The following is a 16,736-nucleotide window of genomic DNA, read 5'->3' on the forward strand; positions in this document are numbered from 1 at the left end:
GGAGATGATTGATTACATGGTCAACAGATTGCGGTGTTCGCGCATCAGCGCGGTGAAGCCTTCCGCATTGATCGGGCGGCTGAAATAATAGCCCTGCATCTCGTCGCAACCGCGCGCGGTGAGGAACTCCATCTGCTCACGGGTTTCCACCCCTTCGGCGATCACGCGCATATTCAGATTGTGCGCCAGCGAGATCACCGACAACGCAATCGCCGCATCGGCGCTGTTGGTGGTGACGTCGTCGACAAAGGATTTGTCGATCTTCAGCACGTCGATCGGGAAGCGCTTCAGGTAACTCAGGCTGGAATAGCCGGTGCCAAAGTCGTCCAGCGAGATGCTGACGCCGATGTCCTTCAGGCGGCGCAGCGCCGCCACGGCTTTATTCGGATCGCCCATCACCGTGCCTTCGGTGATTTCCAGGCCAAGGTATTCCGGCGCCACGTCGAACTTGCGCAGCGTGCTTTCCACGTACGGCACAGTGGCGTCATTGGCGAACTGGCCGGCCGCCAGGTTGACCGCCACCTTGATCTTGCCGAGTCCCTGTTCATGCCAGACCTTCATCTGCGCGCAGACGCTTTCCAGCACCCATTCGCCGATGGAATTGACCAGGCCATATTCCTCGGCCAGCGGGATGAAGCGGTTCGGCGGCACCTTGCCCAACACCGCGTTATCCCAGCGCAGCAGCGCCTCGGCGCCGACCACCGCGCCGGTCTTCAGGCAGACCTGCGGCTGATAGTGCACCTCGAATTCGTCGCGCGCGATGGCGCCGCGCAGCTGGCTCTGGATCGCCAGCTTGTCGCGGATTTCCGCGTCCATGCGCTCGGTGAAGAAGGCGTAGTTATCGCGGCCGATTTCCTTGGCGCGGAACAGCGCCGTGTCGGCGTTGCGCACCAGCTCATCGAAGCTCTCGCCATCGGTGAGGCTGACGGCGATGCCGATGCTGGAGGTGACGGTGATCTGCTGGCCGTCGATCACCAGCTCCTTGCGCAGGCCGGCCAGGATCTTCTGCGCCAGCGCCATGGTGGCGCTCAGCTGCGCATCGTCGGCGACGATGATCTGGAATTCGTCGCCGCCCTGGCGCGTGACGGTGTCGCCTTCGCGCACCGTCTCGGTCAGGTAATGCGAGACCACCTGCAAGGCCTTGTCGCCCATGTCGTGGCCATACGAGTCGTTGATGCTCTTGAAGCGGTCCAGGTCGAGGCACATGACGGCCACGCAGCGGCCCTCGCGCCGCGCCGCATTCAGCGTCTGCGCAAAGCGCTGGCGCGCCAGCAGGCGGTTCGGCAGGCCGGTCAGGGCATCGTGGTGGGACAGGAAATCGATCAGGTGCTGCTCGGCCTTGCGCTCGGTGATGTCCATGAACACCGCCACATGGTTGATCACCTGTCCCTGCACGTCGCGCACCACGGAGGCGCTCAGCAGGCCGGGATAGGTTTCGCCATTCTTGCGGCGCGCCAGGATCTCGCCCGACCAGTGGCCGGTCTTGGTGACCGACTGCACCAGCGCGTCAAAGGCCGCCAGGTCCGGTTCCTTGGCCAGCAGCAGGTTGGCGTTCTGGCCCAGCACTTCCTTGCTGGTGTAGCCGGAGATTTGCGTAAACGCGGGATTGGTGGCAACGATGCGGCCTTCACGGTCGGCGACGACAATGGCGTCCTGGGTGGCCTCGAACACCTGGCTGGCCAGGCGCAGGAATTCCTCGTTGGCGCGGCGCTGCTCGATTTCCTTCGCCAGTTCGGCGGTGCGTTCGGCTACGCGTTCTTCCAGCAGCGCGCGTTCTTCCGCCAGCGCCTTCTGCGCGCGGCCCAGCCGCACATGGGCGTCGGTGCGCGCCAGGATTTCCTCGGCCTGGAACGGCTTGGCGATGAAGTCGACCGCGCCCAGCGCAAAGCCGCGCACTTTGTCGTCGGTGTCATGCTGGGCCGACAGGAAGATCACCGGCACCTGGTTCAGGTCCGGATTATCCTTGAGCCGGCGGCAAACTTCAAAGCCGTCAATGCCGGGCATGCGCACGTCCAGCAGGATCAGCTCCGGCGGCCGCGATTGCGCCGTCCACAGCGCCAGTTCGCCATTGGGGGCCTGGCGCACGTAGTAGCCCGCCTCCGTCAGCAGATCGCTCAGCAGCTTGAGCGACGCCGGCGTGTCTTCCACGATCAGCACTTCGCCCTTGGTGTGTTGTTCCGACAAATCCCGGTGCATGTAAAAGTCTTTCGCCAATTTGCCCATCTGTTCACTACTATAATATACCCGTCAGGCGATAGGCTCCAATTCGTTCCCCGCGTCGTCCAGCAAAGCACATAGCTGAGGATACTGGTGCAGCTGCACCATGTGCTCGATGCGCGCCACCACGTCGGCCAGCGCCGGCGGCAAGGGTTCCAGCAGCGCCGCCACGCGCGCCAGGTTCAGCTCCTGCAAAGCGACTTTCAAGTCCTCGCGCAACGCCGCATCGAGCCGCTGCAAATCGCCGCGTTCCAGCGGCGTTGGCGGCAAGCGGCGCACTGCGGCGCGATGACGGCGCACAAACTGCAAGTTAAGCTGCTGTTCCAGCACCGCATACAACTGCGCCTGCTCCACCGGCTTGCGCATGAATTCATCGGCGCCGGCAGCCAGCGCTTCCTCGCGCTCCTCGGCAAAGGCCGATGCGGTCAGCATCACGATACCCGGCTGCACAATCTCGGGATTGGCGCGGATCTGGCGCGTGGCGCTGATGCCGTCCAGCGCCGGCATGCGCCAGTCCATGAACACCAGGTCCGGCTGCCACACGTCCACCATCGCCAGCGCCTGCACGCCATCGCCTACCACCGCGACGTCGAAGCCGAGTGGCTTGAGCAGGCTTTCCATCAGCGCGCCGCCATCGGCGTTATCGTCCGCCACCAGGATGCGGCGGCGCTGCTGCGGCTCCAGCGCGGCGACTTCGTCCTCGCCGGGCAGCGGCGCTTCGTCCGCCACCTGCACGCCGACCGTGAAGTAAAAGGTCGCGCCCTGTCCCGGCGCCGATTGCACCGCCAGCGTGCCGCCCATCAGCTGCACGAATTCGCGCGAGATGGTCAGGCCCAGGCCGGTGCCCTCTTTCGCGCCCGGCCCCTCGGCCTGGATGAATGGTTCGAAGATGCGCAACTGGTCTTCTTCGGTGATGCCGGGACCATCGTCGATGACGGCAAACGCCAGTTCGCACTGGCCGTTGCGCGAGGCGCCGCGCACCTTCAGCGTGACCTTGCCCTGCGCGGTGAACTTGACCGCGTTCGACATCAGATTCAATAGCACCTGGCGCAGCTTGGTGCCGTCCACGCGCGCACTGGCCGGCAGGCCGACGCTGTCCACCACCAGCTCGACGCCGGTCTGCACGGCGCGCATGCTGACCATGTCCAGCACTTCCTGCAGCATGTCGTTGAGATGGACCACTTCCGTTTGCAGCACGGCGCGGCCGGCCTCGATCTTGGACAGTTCGAGAATATCGTTGATCAGCGTAAGCAGGTGCTGGCCGGAGCGGTGGATGATGGCCAGGTTGCGCTTCTCTTCCGGCAGCATGTTCTTGGAGTCGGCCATCAGGCGCGAGAAGCCGATCACGGAATTGAGCGGCGTGCGCAGCTCGTGGCTCATATTGGCCAGGAAGGTGCTCTTGGCGCGGTTGGCCGCCTGCGCCTGGCGCACCGCCACCGACAGCGCATTGGTGCGCTCGGCCACCAGCTCTTCCAGGTGGATGCGGTGACGGCGCAGTTCCTGCTCGGCCATGCGGCTATCCGTGACGTCGTAGTTGACGCCCACCATGCGCATTGCATGGCCGTCCGTATCGCGGAAGGTCATGGCGTCGGCCTTTATATAATGCACCGTGCCGTCGGCCCAGATCAGGCGGTACTCGATATCGAATTCGGCGGTGCCGTTGAGCGCCTGCTGCAACAGCATCTCGGTCGGCACCACATCGTCCGGGTGCACCATCTTGCGCCAGGCCTCGAACGGGTCGTCCAGCTTGCGGCCCTCCATACCGTGCAGGCGGTACATCTGCTCATCCCACACCATCTGCCGGTTGGCGATGTTCCAGTCCCAGATGCCGATGGCGGCCGCGCCGGAGGCGATCTGCAAGCGCTCCTCGCTGGCGTGCATGGCGACGTAGCGGCTTTCCATCAGCCGCACCATCTCGCGGATCGACGCGTTCAGCGTTTTCAGTTCGCCGCTGTACCAGTCGCGCGGGGGCTCCACGCCGGAATTCTGGCCGGCCTTGACGCTGGCGGCGTAGCGTTCGATATTGGTCAGCGGCTTGAGGATCAGCTGCCATAGCAGCAGGTAGAGGCTGAGCACCAGCGTCACGTCCAGCACGAAAATCAGGCCGGCGATGGTGTACAGGCGCTGGCGCAGTTGCACCACCAGTTGCGCCGGCGAGGCGTAGACGGTGATGGTGCCGATATTCTGTCCGCCCGCCACAATCGGCCGTTGCTCGGCCAGCAGATCGGGATCGGCCGGCAAGCGCTCGGCCGGCACCAATTGCGCCTGTTCGTTGCGGGTGAGGATGAAGGGACGGCTGCTGGCCACCGGCGCCACGGCGCTGGCGTACAGGTCGCGGTTGCTCAAACCGCTCTTCATGATAGTGACGATCTGGGTTTCGTCGAAATTCCAGGCCGGCAGCGCGACGGCGGCGGCCAGTTCGTCGGCGCTGTTGGCCAGCGTCTTGCGCAACTGCTCCCAGCGTTGCGCGCGTTCGACCTGGTAGAAGTACAGCGCGAAGGTGGTCAGCACCAGCGTCACCACCGCAGTCAGTGTCACACTGACGAATACGGCGATGGAGATTTTTGCGGCACGGCGGGCAAGACGGACCAACATCGGCAAACCATTCTTCTGAGGTTAATCTTGATAGTAACGTCTTAGATCATAGGTTCAATCCCGCATGAAGTCCATGCATATTTGCGGCTAAGCAACATCCTTAGCGATATGTAATTGATCGAAGGCGTTGGCGGTGCTGAGGAACAGTTTGCCGTTCAGTTGCTGCAGCAACGTACTATTACGTAGACGGTCCATCACCGGTCCCTTGACCTCGGCCAGGTGCAGGCCGATACCGCGCCGTGTCAGGCTCTGGTTCAATTCCGCCAGCGCCAGCAGCGCCGTGGTGTCGATCGAATTGACCGCCGACATGACCAGCAGCAGATGGCGCGCGCTCTGGTGCGTGGCCAGTTCGCATTCGATGCGCCCGGTAACCGCCTCCATATTGCCGAAGAACAGATTGGCGTCGATGCGCAGCACCAGCAATTCCGGCTGCGTCTCGGCCGGATAGCGTTCGATATTGCGGAAATGTTCGGTGCCGGCGATGCGGCCCAGCACCGCGATGTGCGGCCGGCTGGCGCGCCAGATCAGGGTGCCCATCGACAGCGCCACGCCGACGATCACGCCGGCCTCCACGCCCATCACCAGCACGCCAAGACAGGTCGCGCCCCAGGCCAGCGCATCGCCGCGATCGTATTCCCAGGCGGTGCGCAGGATGCCCATTTCCAGCATGCCCAGCACCGCGACGATGATGGTGGCTGCCAGCACTGGCATCGGCAACAGCGCCAGCCAGCCGGTCGGCGCCAGCAACGCGGCGGCCAGCAAGGCGGCGGTGATCAGGCTGGCCAGCGGCGTGTTTGCGCCGGCCGCGAAGTTGACGGCGGAACGCGACAGGCTGCCCGTCACCGGAAAACCGCCCGACAGCGCGCTGGCCACATTGGCGGCGCCCAGGCCGATCAATTCGTGATTGCTGACCAGCTTTTCATTGCGCTTGAGCGCCAGCGCCTGCGCGCCGGACATCGACATCAGGAACACGATGAAGCCGATCAGCAGCCCCGGTTGCAGCAGCGCGCGCCAGTGCTGGCTGGAGGTGGCCAGGTTCAGGTGCGGCAGGCCGGCTGGAATGGCGCCGGTAGTGCGCACGCCGATCTCGGCCAGGCCGGTGGTCGCCATCAGCACGATGCCGCCCAGGACCACCACCATCGGCGCCAGCTTGGCGCCGATGTCGGCCGCCACCGGCGGCAGGCCGCAGCGCTTCAGCAGCCCGGCCAGATACTGGCGCGACAGCACCAGCACCACCAACGTGCCGACACCCAGCACCGCGCTCGGCATGTGCACATGCGGCAGGCCGCCGCCCAGCAGCGTATGCAGCTGGTCGTAAGCGATGACAATGGCCGAGCCGACGGTGAAGCCGCTCATCACCGGACGCGAAAAGAAGTTGGCCAGGAAGCCCATGCGCAGCAGGCCGCACAGCAGCAGCACCGCGCCCGACACCAGCGCCAGTTGTGCCGCCAGCACGCCGGCCAGCGCCGAACCGGCCGGCGCCAGCGGCCCGATCACGGCCGCCGTCATCAGCGAAATAATGGCCATCGGGCCGACCGATTGCGTCATGCTGCTGCCGAACAGCGCGTAGACGATCGGTGGCAAGATGCTGGCATACAGGCCCACCACCGGCGACAGCCCCGCCACCACGGCGTATGCCACGCCCTGCGGGATCATCATCATCGCCACCACCAGCCCGGCGCTGATGTCGCCAGGGAGTTGGTCACGCCGGTAGTGCTTCAGCCATTGCAGCATTACGATTCCACTGTTCAGAAAAACGTCAGTTTACCTTAAATGCGTTTACCAAATTAGCTAATGCGAAAAACTCATATTGCGGGCCATCGCCTTCAATATGATAATGTGAACAACTTATTAAGGAGGCACTATGAAGCGGGTAACTGGCATCGGCGGCATCTTCTTCCAGGCAAAAGATCCGGTAGCGCTGCGCGCCTGGTATCAAAAACATCTGGGCATCGACGTGCAGGTGTGGGGCGGCGCAGCCTTCACCTGGCAGGGTTCGGAGACCACCATCTGGTCGATCGGCGAAACTGGCAGCGACCACTACGCGCCGAGCACCGCGCCGTTCATGATCAACTACCGCGTCGACGACCTGACCGCCTTGCTGCAGGCGTTGCGCGAGGAAGGCTGCCAGGTTCTCGACAAGACCGACGATTCCGAATACGGCAAATTCGGCTGGGTGGTCGATCCCGAGGGCAACAAGGTCGAACTGTGGCAGCCGCCGGCCGGACAATAACTCAGCCCTGTGTGCGCGCGCGGCCGTTGCCGTCCAGCCGCAACTCGGTCAGGCGTTCGCCATAGCGCACCTTGACCGTCTGTCCCGGCTTGCCGCGCAGTTGCAGCTGTTGCAAGCGGCCTTGCGACCAGTCGAGGTCCAGTTCCACGCCGCCGCGCGCCCGCACGCCGCGCACGCTGCCCTCCGGCCACGCTTGCGGCAAGGCCGCCAGCACGCGGATTTCGCCGCCCCACGATTGCACCAACATTTCCAGGATCGCCGCCGTGCCGCCGAAATTGCCGTCGATCTGGAACGGCGGGTGGGCGTCGAACATATTCGGATAGGTGCGCTCGGGGCCGAGCAGTCCTTGCAGGATGGCGTAGGCACGTTCGCCTTCGCCCATGCGCGTCCATAAAGCCAGGCGCCAGGCGGTGGCCCAGCCAGTGGACTTGTCGCCACGCGTATTGAGCATGACCTTGGCGGCGGCGATCAGCTCCGGCGTATCGCGCACGTTGATCTGCTCACTCGGATACACGCCATATAAATGCGAAACGTGGCGGTGCTGCTGCTCCGGCGCTCCGGCATCCCAGTCCTCCAGCCACTCCTGCAACTGGCCTTGAGCACCGACGCGGTCGGCCGGCAGGCGCGCGCGTTTAGCTTGCAGTTCGGCGGCGAAAGCATCATCGCCATCGTTGAGAAGCGCGTGCGCCTTCAGCGTCCAGCCGAACAAATCGCGGACGATCTGGCGGTCCATGGCGGGACCGGCGCAGGTGGCGACGCCTTCGTGGTGCTGGTTCTCAGGGGAGATGGACGGCGACGTCACCAGCCCCCTGCCCTTGGCATCCTCCACCAGCGTGTCGACGAAGAACAGCGATGCGCCTTTCAGCAGCGGATAGATGCGGCGCAGGTAAGCCTCGTCCGGACGGTAGTCGTAATGATCCCACAACGCCTGGCACAGCCACGCGCCGCCACACGGCCACATGCCCCACAGCGGCCCGTCGATCGGCGCGGCGGCGCGCCACAGGTCGGTGTTGTGATGCGCCATCCAGCCGCGCGCGCCGTAGCCTTTGCTGGCGGTGACGGCGCCGGTTACGCTCAGGTCTTCCACCATGCGCAGCAGCGGCTCCACGCATTCGCCGATGTTGGCCGATTGCGCTGGCCAGTAATTCATCTGCGTGTTGATGTTGATGGTGTACTTGCCGCCCCATGGCGGATTGGTGCCCTCGTTCCACAGCCCTTGCAGGTTGGCCGGCTGGCTGCCCGGCCGCGACGACGACAGCAGCAGGTAGCGGCCGTACTGCACATACAGCGCGGCCAGACCGGGATCGGGCTGCTGCTCAGCGATCGCAATACGTTTATTGGTCGGACGCGGATCGGCGGCATCAGAACCGATGCGCAGCGACAGCCTACGGAACAGCACCTGATGCGCGCGCACATGGCCGCTGCGCAGTTGCGCATACGGCTTGCCGGCAGCGACGGCGGTCTGCTCGCGCACCTTCTTCACCGGATCGCCGCTGACATCGGCGTAGTTGACATAGCTGGTAGCGGCGGCCACCAACAGAGTGATCGTGGTGGCGCCGCGTACTTCGATGCGGTCTCCATGCGGCGTGATCGTGCCATCGCCCAGCGCCTGCACGCGTACCGCGTAACGCAGCGCCGATGGGATGCCGGCGGCGGCGACGTTGCGCCCTTCGATCAGCAGCGCGTCGGCACCGTCCGCGCGTAGCGACAAGCTTGATGGGCGCTCGTTAGCGCGCAACGGTTCGCGGTAATCCCACGGCATCGGCGCGGCAGTGACTGAGGAGATTTTAGCGCCGGTATAGTCGGTCACGCCGTAATTGGTTTCCAGCGGGTGGCGGTAGCCGAGGTCGAAATTCATCACCCCGCCGCTGGCGCTCAGGCGTATCACCACCACCTGGGCCGGCGTGCTGGCGAAGACTTCGCGTTTGTATTGCGTGCCGCCGTCGGTGAAGCGGGTGGAGGCAATCGCGGTATCGAGGTCCAGCCAGCGCCGGTAGGCCGTGCCGCCGGCTATGCCCTGGAAGTCCAGCAGCAAATCGCCGGCCGCGCCGTATGGCATCTGCGTGTTGGGTAGGCCCATCATCGTGGCCGAGATCAGCTCCGCCGCCTCCTTGAACTTGTCGGCGTCGATCAGCGCCCGTACCTGCGGCAGCGCCGCCAGCGAAGCGGGATTGTTGGGATCATACGGACCGCCGGCAAACAGCGTGTCCTCATTGAGCTGGATGCGCTCCTGTGCGATGCGGCCGAAGCACATGGCGCCAAGCCGGCCATTGCCGACCGGCAGCGCCTCCACCCACGGCCCGGCGGCCTGCTCGTACCACAGCGACAGGCTTTCCTGCGCCCCGCGCGTGGTGGCCTGCACGGCCGCTCGGGCCAAACCGGGAAAGGCCATGGCCAGTCCCGCCGTGATCATGAAACTGCGTCTTGTTGTGGTCTCCATGCGCGCTATTCTGCGCGGAGCGGCGTGCCGCCACAAGTACGAAATTCACCAAGCCGGCTTAGATTTTTACGGCTAGCCGGGCAGCGTTTCTTTCACCGCCGCCAGCACTTCCAGCGACAGCGCCTCGTCGTCCACCGCGCGTGACAGCACGATGGCGCCGACCATGGCGGCGTAGTTGGCCAGCGCCTGCTTGCGCTGCTCGGCGGCGTCGGCGCCGGGCATCAGCTGCTCCAGGATCGCCATCTGGCTGCGCGCACCTTCCGTGATCGCATGACGCGCCTTGGGACCGAGGCGGGCCACGTCCGGTCCCAGCGCGGTGACCGCGCAGCCAAGTTCGGGATGGTCGCGATGCTGCTCATTCAGATAGCCGTCGTAGATTTTTTCCAGCGCCACGTCGGGCCCTGCGGACAGATAGCCTTCCCAGCGCTCGACCGATTTCTTCAGCGCGTGCGCGGCCGCTTCGGCCAGCAGATCTTCCTTCGAGTCGAAGTGACCGTAAAAGCCGCCGTGCGTCAGGCCGGCGCTCTTCATCAGATCGGCCACACCGATGCCGTCGTAGCCTTTTTCGCGGAACAGCCGGGCGGCGGTTTCCACGATGCGCTCACGGTTGAGCGCCACTTGCTCCCTGCTGACTTTCATTTTGGACTCCTACTTCTAATCTATTGACATTATACAGTACGAGCATAATATATCAATCATTGCGACCATCATCAAAAGGAAACCATCATGAAAGCCGTTATCAGCGCCTATGCCCGTTCGCCGTTTCACTTCTCCCGCAAGGGCAAGCTGGCCGAAGTCCGTCCCGACGACCTTGGCGCGCAAGTGGTCAAGGGGCTGATCGAGCGCACCGGCGTCGATCCGAAACTGCTGGACGACGTTATCCTCGGCTGCGCCTATCCCGAGTCCTCGCAGGGCAACAACCTGGCGCGCATTGTCTCCCTGCTGGCCGGCTTTCCACATGAAGTCAGCGCGATGACCATCAACCGTTTCTGCGGCTCGTCCATGTCGGCGGTCCACATCGCCGCCGCCAATATCGAGGCCGGACTGGGCGAAGCCTATCTGTGCGTGGGCGTAGAGTCGATGACCATGGTGCCGCAAGGCGGCTTTAATTTCTCGCCCAATCCTCAGCTGCTGGCGGAAACCGACGCCTACATCAGCATGGGCGACACCGCCGAAAACGTCGCCCGCAAATATGAAGTGTCGCGCGCCGACCAGGAAGTGCTGGCGCTGCAATCGCACCAGAAGGCCGCCGCCGCCCGCGCCGCCGGTTTGCTGAACGATGAAATCATCCCCATCACCACCGCCAACGGCGACGTGATTGCGGAAGACGGCTGCATCCGCCCCGGCACCACGCTAGAAGCGCTGGCGTCATTGAAGCCAGTGTTCGATCCAGAACATGGCGTGGTCACCGCCGGCACCTCGTCGCCGCTGACCGATGGCGCATCGGCGGTGCTGGTGACCACCGAGGAATTCGCCCGCAAGCATGGCCTGACACCAAGCGCGCGCATTGTCTCGATGGCGGCGGTAGGCTGCGATCCGGCGCTGATGGGCATCGGTCCGATTCCCGCCACGCAGAAAGCACTGCGGCTGGCCGGCCTGACGGCGGCGGACATCGACGTCGCCGAGATAAACGAAGCCTTCGCCTCGCAGGCGCTGGCCTGCGTGCGGGAGCTGGGCATCAAGCCGGAAGTGTTGAACATCGACGGCGGCGGCATGGCCATCGGCCACCCGCTGGGCGCCACCGGCGCGCGCATCACCGGCAAGGCGGCGGCGCTGCTGAAACGCACCGGCGGCCGTTACGCGCTGGCCGCACAGTGCATCGGCGGCGGCCAGGGTATCGCCACCATCCTGGAAAAAATCTAGGCGGCCAACTCGATGCCGTTGCGGCCCGCGCGCTTGGCACGGTGCAGCGCGGTGTCGAGGCGATCCAGCACCGCGTCGCTGCCCTCTTCCGCGCCAACCTGCGCCACGCTCAGTGCAATGCTGACGGCGGCGCCGTGGCCGGCCAGCGGCAAATCGGCTTCCGCAATCGCGCCGCGCAGTTTATCCGCCAGCCGCAGCGCATCGGACGAGGTGGTGTGGGTGGCGACGATCAGGAATTCTTCGCCGCGCATGCGCGCCAGCGTGTCCGAGGTGCGCAGGCGGCCGTGCACCGTTTCGGCGATTTTGCGCAGCGCCGCCTCGCCCACCGGCGCGCCGTATAAATCGTTGGACGACTGGAAGCTGCCAACGTCGAACGACAGCACCGCCAGCGGCAGGCCATAACGGCGCGCGCGGCGGATTTCATTGTCGAGCGCATCCTCGCCGGCGCGGCGGTTGCCGGCGCCGGTGACCGCGTCCACCGTGCTCATTTGCGACAACTGGCCGGCCAGCGCATCGTTGCGGTGCTTTAATTCGCTCATGCCGATGCCAAAGCTGACAAACTGCGCCAGGCTGGCGAAGCAGGCAAACTGCTCGCGCGTAAAGCTGATGTGGCGGTCGAACATCAAGCAAATGGCGCCCATCTCCGGGCCGCCCGGTTCGGCGCGCAGCGGCAGCGCCAGCACCATGCGCACATTGCGGTCGTGCAGCGCCATCGCCAGTTCCGGATCGCCAGCCTTTTCCGGCGCGTCCAGCAGCACCATTTCGCCGCGCGACACCGCCATCAGCGCCGGGAACACATCGCGCAGCGGCGATTGCAGCAGATGATCGCGCCGTTCCAGCAAGCGGCCCAAATCGAGGTGGTTGCGGGCTTCCTGCGCCACCAGTCGCAGGTCGCCGCGCTCTTTCATATGCAGTACGGAGGTATGGCGCACGCCGGGGAAGTTACACAGCGCCAGGCAGATTTGCGAGGCCATGGTGTTGATGCTGTCGATGCCGGCCAGCGCACGCTGCAGGCTGCGTTGCACCCCCAGCAGGTCGCGCAGTTCCTTCTCCTTGTCCAGCAGCTCTTGCTGCATGGCGGCGGCCGGATCGGCGGGCACCGTCAGCGCCTGCCCCACGGCTTGCTGCAACTCGTCGTTCAGCACTGGGCAGATGCGGTAATCGAAACTGCCGTAAGCCATCAGTTCCGGCAACCAGGCGCTGTGTTCGTAGGCGCACAGCACCAGGATAGGCGCGCCGGCGCGGCCACGGATCAGCGCGCCGAGGCCGGACAGCTGGTTCAGATGATCAAAACCGTTCAGGTCGAGGATCAGCAGGTCCGCCTCACGCTTGGCGAGGGCGGCGCCGACGGCGTCCACATGGTCGCACAGCAGCAATTGGGAAAACATTTCCCCACAGCAGGATTGGAATTCCGCACGCCGCTCGGCGCCCGGATTGAAGAAGACGCCCGTGCTGTTCGACCGGCTGTAGACTTGCGACATGGTGTGACTCCCCTAGTATCTTTTTTGTTTTGTTTGTCCCTCGAACGATAGTTTGCCATAGAGTTCAAAATTAGCAATCTTTTTGCAAAAATTTTATGATGGTGCTATGTGAACAAGCGTACCGTCATGCAACCGGCCCGCGCCAATACTGTGTGTTCGTGTATTAAGGAGAGCACCATGTCACAATCGGACACCGCGCCGGTGCAAACCACCGAGCACATCTATCCCGGCACGCCGATGCCGGCTCAGCACCTGGACAAGCCGGGGCTGGAAGCGGACATGCAGCAAAAACCCGAATTTCTCGCGCCCGACTACTGCGGCAGCGGCAAGCTGGCCGGCATGGCGGCGCTGATTACCGGCGGCGATTCCGGCATCGGCCGCGCGGTGGCGGTGTTGTATGCGCGCGAAGGCGCCGACATCGCCATCGTCTATCTGAGCGAAGATCAGGATGCCCAGGACACCAAGCGCTATGTGGAAGCTGAAGGCCAGGCCTGCCTGCTGCTGCGCGGCGATGTGCGCGACACGGCGTTCTGCCGCGAAGCGGCGCATCAGGCGCACGAGCGTTTTGGACGGCTGGACATCCTGGTCAACAACGCAGCCTTTCAACAACACGAGGAAAAGCTGACCAACCTGACCGAAGAGCGCTTCGACCTGACCATGAAGACCAATGTGTATGGCTACTTCCACATGGCCAAGGCGGTGCTGCCGTATCTGAAGCGCGGCGCGGCGATCATCAATACCGGTTCGGTGACCGGGCTGCAAGGCGCGGAGAATCTGCTGGACTACGCCACCACCAAGGGGGCGATTCACGCGTTTACCAAGTCGCTGGCGTCCAATCTGCTGGAGCAAGGCATTCGCGTCAATGCGGTGGCGCCGGGACCGGTGTGGACGCCATTGAACCCGGCCGATGCTGCGCCGGAGAAGATCGCCCAATTTGGCGCGGACACCGACATGAAACGGCCGGCGCAGCCGCAGGAGCTGTCGCCGTCGTATGTGTTTCTGGCGGCGCCGTGCTGCTCCAGCTATATCACCGGCATTGTGCTGCCGGTGACCGGTTCGGTGGGCGGTTAAGCCATGGCCGCGCGCGCGTTGTGGAAAGGGGCGATCAGCTTTGGTCTGGTCTATATTCCGGTCGAGATGTACACGGCTGTGCAGGAGCATGACCTGGACCTGACCATGCTGGACCGGCGCGACTTTTCGCCGGTCGGCTACAAGCGCTATAACAAGAAGACCGGCAAAGAGGTCACCTGGGACGATATCGTCAAAGGCTACGAATACGAGGATAACGAATACGTGGTGCTGTCGGACGAGGATCTGAAGCGCGCCAATGTGGAGGCGACGCAGACCATCGACATCGTGGCGTTTGTGGAGGCGGCCGATGTGCCATTGACGTATTACGAGACGCCCTACTATCTCGCACCATCAAAGGGCGGCAACAAGGTGTATGCGCTGCTGCGCGAGACCTTGCGCAAGGCCGGCAAGATCGGCATCGCCACGGTGGTGATGCGCACCAAGCAGCACCTGTGCGCGCTGGTCTGCGTGGAGGACAAGATCGTACTCAATACGCTGCGCTACGCGACCGAGATCCGCAGCGCCGAGGAGTTGAAACTGCCGCCGGCAACCTTGAAAGCGGCCGGCATCAGCGACAAGGAATTGAAGATGGCGCTGTCGCTGGTGGAAGGCATGAGCGAGCAATGGAAGCCGGAGCAGTATCACGACACCTACAAGGAAGACGTGCTGGCCATGGTCAAGAAAAAGATCAAGGCTGGCCAAACCAAGACCATTACCGCGCCGGAGGCCGAGCCAAGCGCGCCTAAAGCATCGAACGTGGTCGACCTGGTGGCGTTGCTGCAGAACAGTCTGGGCAAGCGTGACGGCAAAGGTGCTGCCGCGAAGGCGGCTCCAGCAACACGCGCAAAGCCGGCAGCCAAACCAGCGGCCAAGCCGGCCGCGAAGAGCAGCGCCAAGCCGGCGGCACACGCCGCACCCGCGAAACGCAAACCCGTCGCCAGCCGCAAGGCTGCATGATCAATCATCAAGTATCATTCTTGAAGTACTCGGCATCCGGGTCCAAATCCTCTTTGCGATACCGGTTCGGCTACTCTCGTTGTATTTCGATGATCGCGGCTTCGAGCACTTCGTCGCGCATTTCACGTAACCCCGTGATCGTCGGCACAACCTCGATATCGGGAATGATCCCAATACGCTGGGTGGGCCGTTTATCGGGATAGAACACCCCGATACCGCTGATCATGGTCCTTAATCCTCCCGGTAATGGAATCCGCGACACGTTACCATCGGCACCAGCCGTCGTGCTCCCGACTACCTTCGCGCGTGTCCCGACACGCAAGGCCATTGCGGTGTATTCAGACTGGCTCTGGGACTTCTCGTCGAGCAGTATCACCACCTTGCCAGCATAATGAGACGCTTGCGGCGCAAGAGTGAGTTCAGCCCCCCATTTGAAGCCGCCCGGATTGGCGAGATCACCGTTGGTGAATCGTACAAATTTGGTCGGCTTATCGATGAAATACTGGCCCAGCGCAAATGGCACGAAATCCGACGGATAGTTCCGGATATCGATGATCAAGCCTTTGGTGTGCGCGGCGCGCTCCATGTAGCCTGGAATATCTGCGCGCTTGATGGACGACAGCTTAATGTAGGCGATGTCATCAGTGAGAAGCTGAAACGTATCGCCCGCCTTGTCGTGCGTTACGCGGCTTGCTGGTCCGATTCTTGGCATACGGATGACGGAAATATTTCTCTCACCGTCGCTTTGCCGGACCTTTAATTGCACGCTACCGCAAGCGCCGACGGTCATATTTTCAGCGATATCGCGCAAGCGCGTCGGTTCATTCGAGGCCGCGTAATAAGGCCTCCATGAATCGACGAGTTGAGAGACCGGCACACCATCAATCGACTCGATGACATCGCCCCGCTTAATACCACTTTCAAGGCCGTCCTGATCGTCCGTGTAACCACTAATCGCCGCAACACCATCGACAAACCGAATCTGGACAGGCAACTGGCACGCCCCTAGCGGTGGACGCACCTGCAGCGAACTCCATAAATTGGCGTGGGTATCATGAATCCGGGCGATGACAGCCATCATCGCCAGTTCGTAAGCCGAGCGATCTTTTGCCAAAGCCACCGGAACAATGGATTCGCCTAATACATTGTCCCAGTTTTCGCCTATCTGATCGCGGTATGGGGCCCAATATTCGACGATATTCCAGAACCGAAACAGGGAGAGCAGTTGAAAGCCCGCATCCGGAAATTTTATGTCTTTATATTCGGCTTCCTTATCGAATACCGGATTACCGATTTGTGGAGCCAAGGAAACGTAGTACTGCGCTCCCACGCTGCTTCGGTGACGATAAATCCTGTTCAAATCGCTGCGCAACTCTACGTTGAGTAGTTGCGTATCGCTCAACCAGCTTAAATTCGGCAACAACTGGAAATTCTGCTTTTCCAGACCGGCGCAATGATTGCACTCCGCAATCATTCCAAGCTGTCCGATCCACTGGTGCAGAACGACATCGGCGCCAGCGCGATCCGTTGCCGCGATAACAGCTGGCAGCACCCGCAGCAGTTCATAGTCCCATTGGTATTGACCGGTAACGACCGACGGGTGGTGGTACTTCAAAAACCCCCAGACCTTCCCCGCGATGATGAGGTTGCTGACTTGTATCGGGGTGAGTTGCTGAAGGCTGATGCGAGAACCCGCATCGAATTCGTGGCTCGTGCCGGGCGCTTGCGTGCCGACGTCCGCTACCGCCATTTTCATTGCAAAAACACAGGCGAAAAGGGTATTACGAATGATATTTTTCAGCATCAATACCTGCCCGATGATCGTGATTCGAATTTGCCATTGATAACTTCGCCGTCGAAGTCATGGACAATAAGTAAG

The 16,736-nt window shown here is 63.0% G+C and carries 11 protein-coding genes; 4 read left to right on the forward strand and 7 right to left on the reverse strand.

The window, feature by feature from the left end; genetic code table 11:
• Positions 1–12 precede the first annotated feature (12 nt).
• The 3 genes from GTP69_RS18770 to GTP69_RS18780 all read right to left on the reverse strand — a co-directional run bounded on the left by GTP69_RS18770 (position 13) and on the right by GTP69_RS18780 (position 6,546).
• On the reverse strand, positions 13–2,196 hold the full coding sequence (locus GTP69_RS18770) for an EAL domain-containing response regulator (RefSeq protein WP_161056289.1): 2,184 nt from the start codon (positions 2,194–2,196) through the stop codon (positions 13–15).
• A 51-nt stretch (positions 2,197–2,247) separates the two neighbouring features.
• A complete protein-coding gene (locus tag GTP69_RS18775) occupies positions 2,248–4,812 on the reverse strand; it encodes an ATP-binding protein (RefSeq protein WP_161056290.1) in 2,565 nt (854 codons plus the stop codon).
• A gap of 87 nt (positions 4,813–4,899) precedes the next feature.
• Complete coding sequence (locus GTP69_RS18780) at positions 4,900–6,546, reverse strand: SulP family inorganic anion transporter (protein ID WP_161056291.1); 1,647 nt, start codon at positions 6,544–6,546, stop codon at positions 4,900–4,902.
• A gap of 130 nt (positions 6,547–6,676) precedes the next feature.
• Between GTP69_RS18780 and GTP69_RS18785 the strand changes: the two genes are divergently transcribed.
• Complete coding sequence (locus tag GTP69_RS18785; protein ID WP_161056292.1) at positions 6,677–7,045, forward strand: VOC family protein; 369 nt, start codon at positions 6,677–6,679, stop codon at positions 7,043–7,045.
• Between the two features lies 1 nt (position 7,046).
• Here GTP69_RS18785 and GTP69_RS18790 read toward each other — a convergent pair whose 3' ends face one another.
• Together GTP69_RS18790 and GTP69_RS18795 are read right to left on the reverse strand one after the other, a co-directional pair.
• On the reverse strand, positions 7,047–9,485 hold the full coding sequence (locus GTP69_RS18790) for a glycoside hydrolase family 95 protein (RefSeq protein WP_161056293.1): 2,439 nt from the start codon (positions 9,483–9,485) through the stop codon (positions 7,047–7,049).
• A 72-nt stretch (positions 9,486–9,557) separates the two neighbouring features.
• A complete protein-coding gene (locus GTP69_RS18795; protein ID WP_161056294.1) occupies positions 9,558–10,124 on the reverse strand; it encodes a TetR/AcrR family transcriptional regulator in 567 nt (188 codons plus the stop codon).
• 87 nt (positions 10,125–10,211) lie between these two features.
• Here GTP69_RS18795 and GTP69_RS18800 point away from each other — a divergent pair, with 87 nt between their 5' ends.
• On the forward strand, positions 10,212–11,348 hold the full coding sequence (locus tag GTP69_RS18800) for a thiolase family protein (RefSeq protein WP_161056295.1): 1,137 nt from the start codon (positions 10,212–10,214) through the stop codon (positions 11,346–11,348).
• On the opposite strand, the gene GTP69_RS18805 is transcribed toward GTP69_RS18800, so the two are convergent.
• The gene (locus tag GTP69_RS18805; protein ID WP_229261043.1) at positions 11,345–12,829 is read right to left on the reverse strand and encodes a GGDEF domain-containing response regulator; all 1,485 of its coding nucleotides are present in this window, start codon (positions 12,827–12,829) and stop codon (positions 11,345–11,347) included. The two genes, GTP69_RS18800 and GTP69_RS18805, sit on opposite strands and share 4 nt — an antisense overlap.
• Positions 12,830–13,006: 177 nt before the next feature.
• Here GTP69_RS18805 and GTP69_RS18810 point away from each other — a divergent pair, with 177 nt between their 5' ends.
• Positions 13,007–13,900, forward strand: a complete 894-nt coding sequence (locus GTP69_RS18810) for an SDR family oxidoreductase (RefSeq protein ID WP_202424482.1) — start codon at positions 13,007–13,009, stop codon at positions 13,898–13,900.
• Between the two features lie 3 nt (positions 13,901–13,903).
• Positions 13,904–14,857 carry a non-homologous end joining protein Ku gene (gene ku, locus GTP69_RS18815; protein ID WP_161056296.1) on the forward strand — a complete coding sequence of 318 codons (954 nt, stop codon included), beginning with the start codon at positions 13,904–13,906 and terminating at the stop codon, positions 14,855–14,857.
• A 70-nt stretch (positions 14,858–14,927) separates the two neighbouring features.
• Here ku and GTP69_RS18820 read toward each other — a convergent pair whose 3' ends face one another.
• Positions 14,928–16,661, reverse strand: a complete 1,734-nt coding sequence (locus GTP69_RS18820; RefSeq protein WP_161056297.1) for a S41 family peptidase — start codon at positions 16,659–16,661, stop codon at positions 14,928–14,930.
• Positions 16,662–16,736 lie beyond the last annotated feature (75 nt).

It is taken from the genome of Duganella levis, assembly GCF_009857605.1.
GTDB classification, from domain to species: Bacteria; Pseudomonadota; Gammaproteobacteria; order Burkholderiales; family Burkholderiaceae_D; genus Rugamonas; species Rugamonas levis.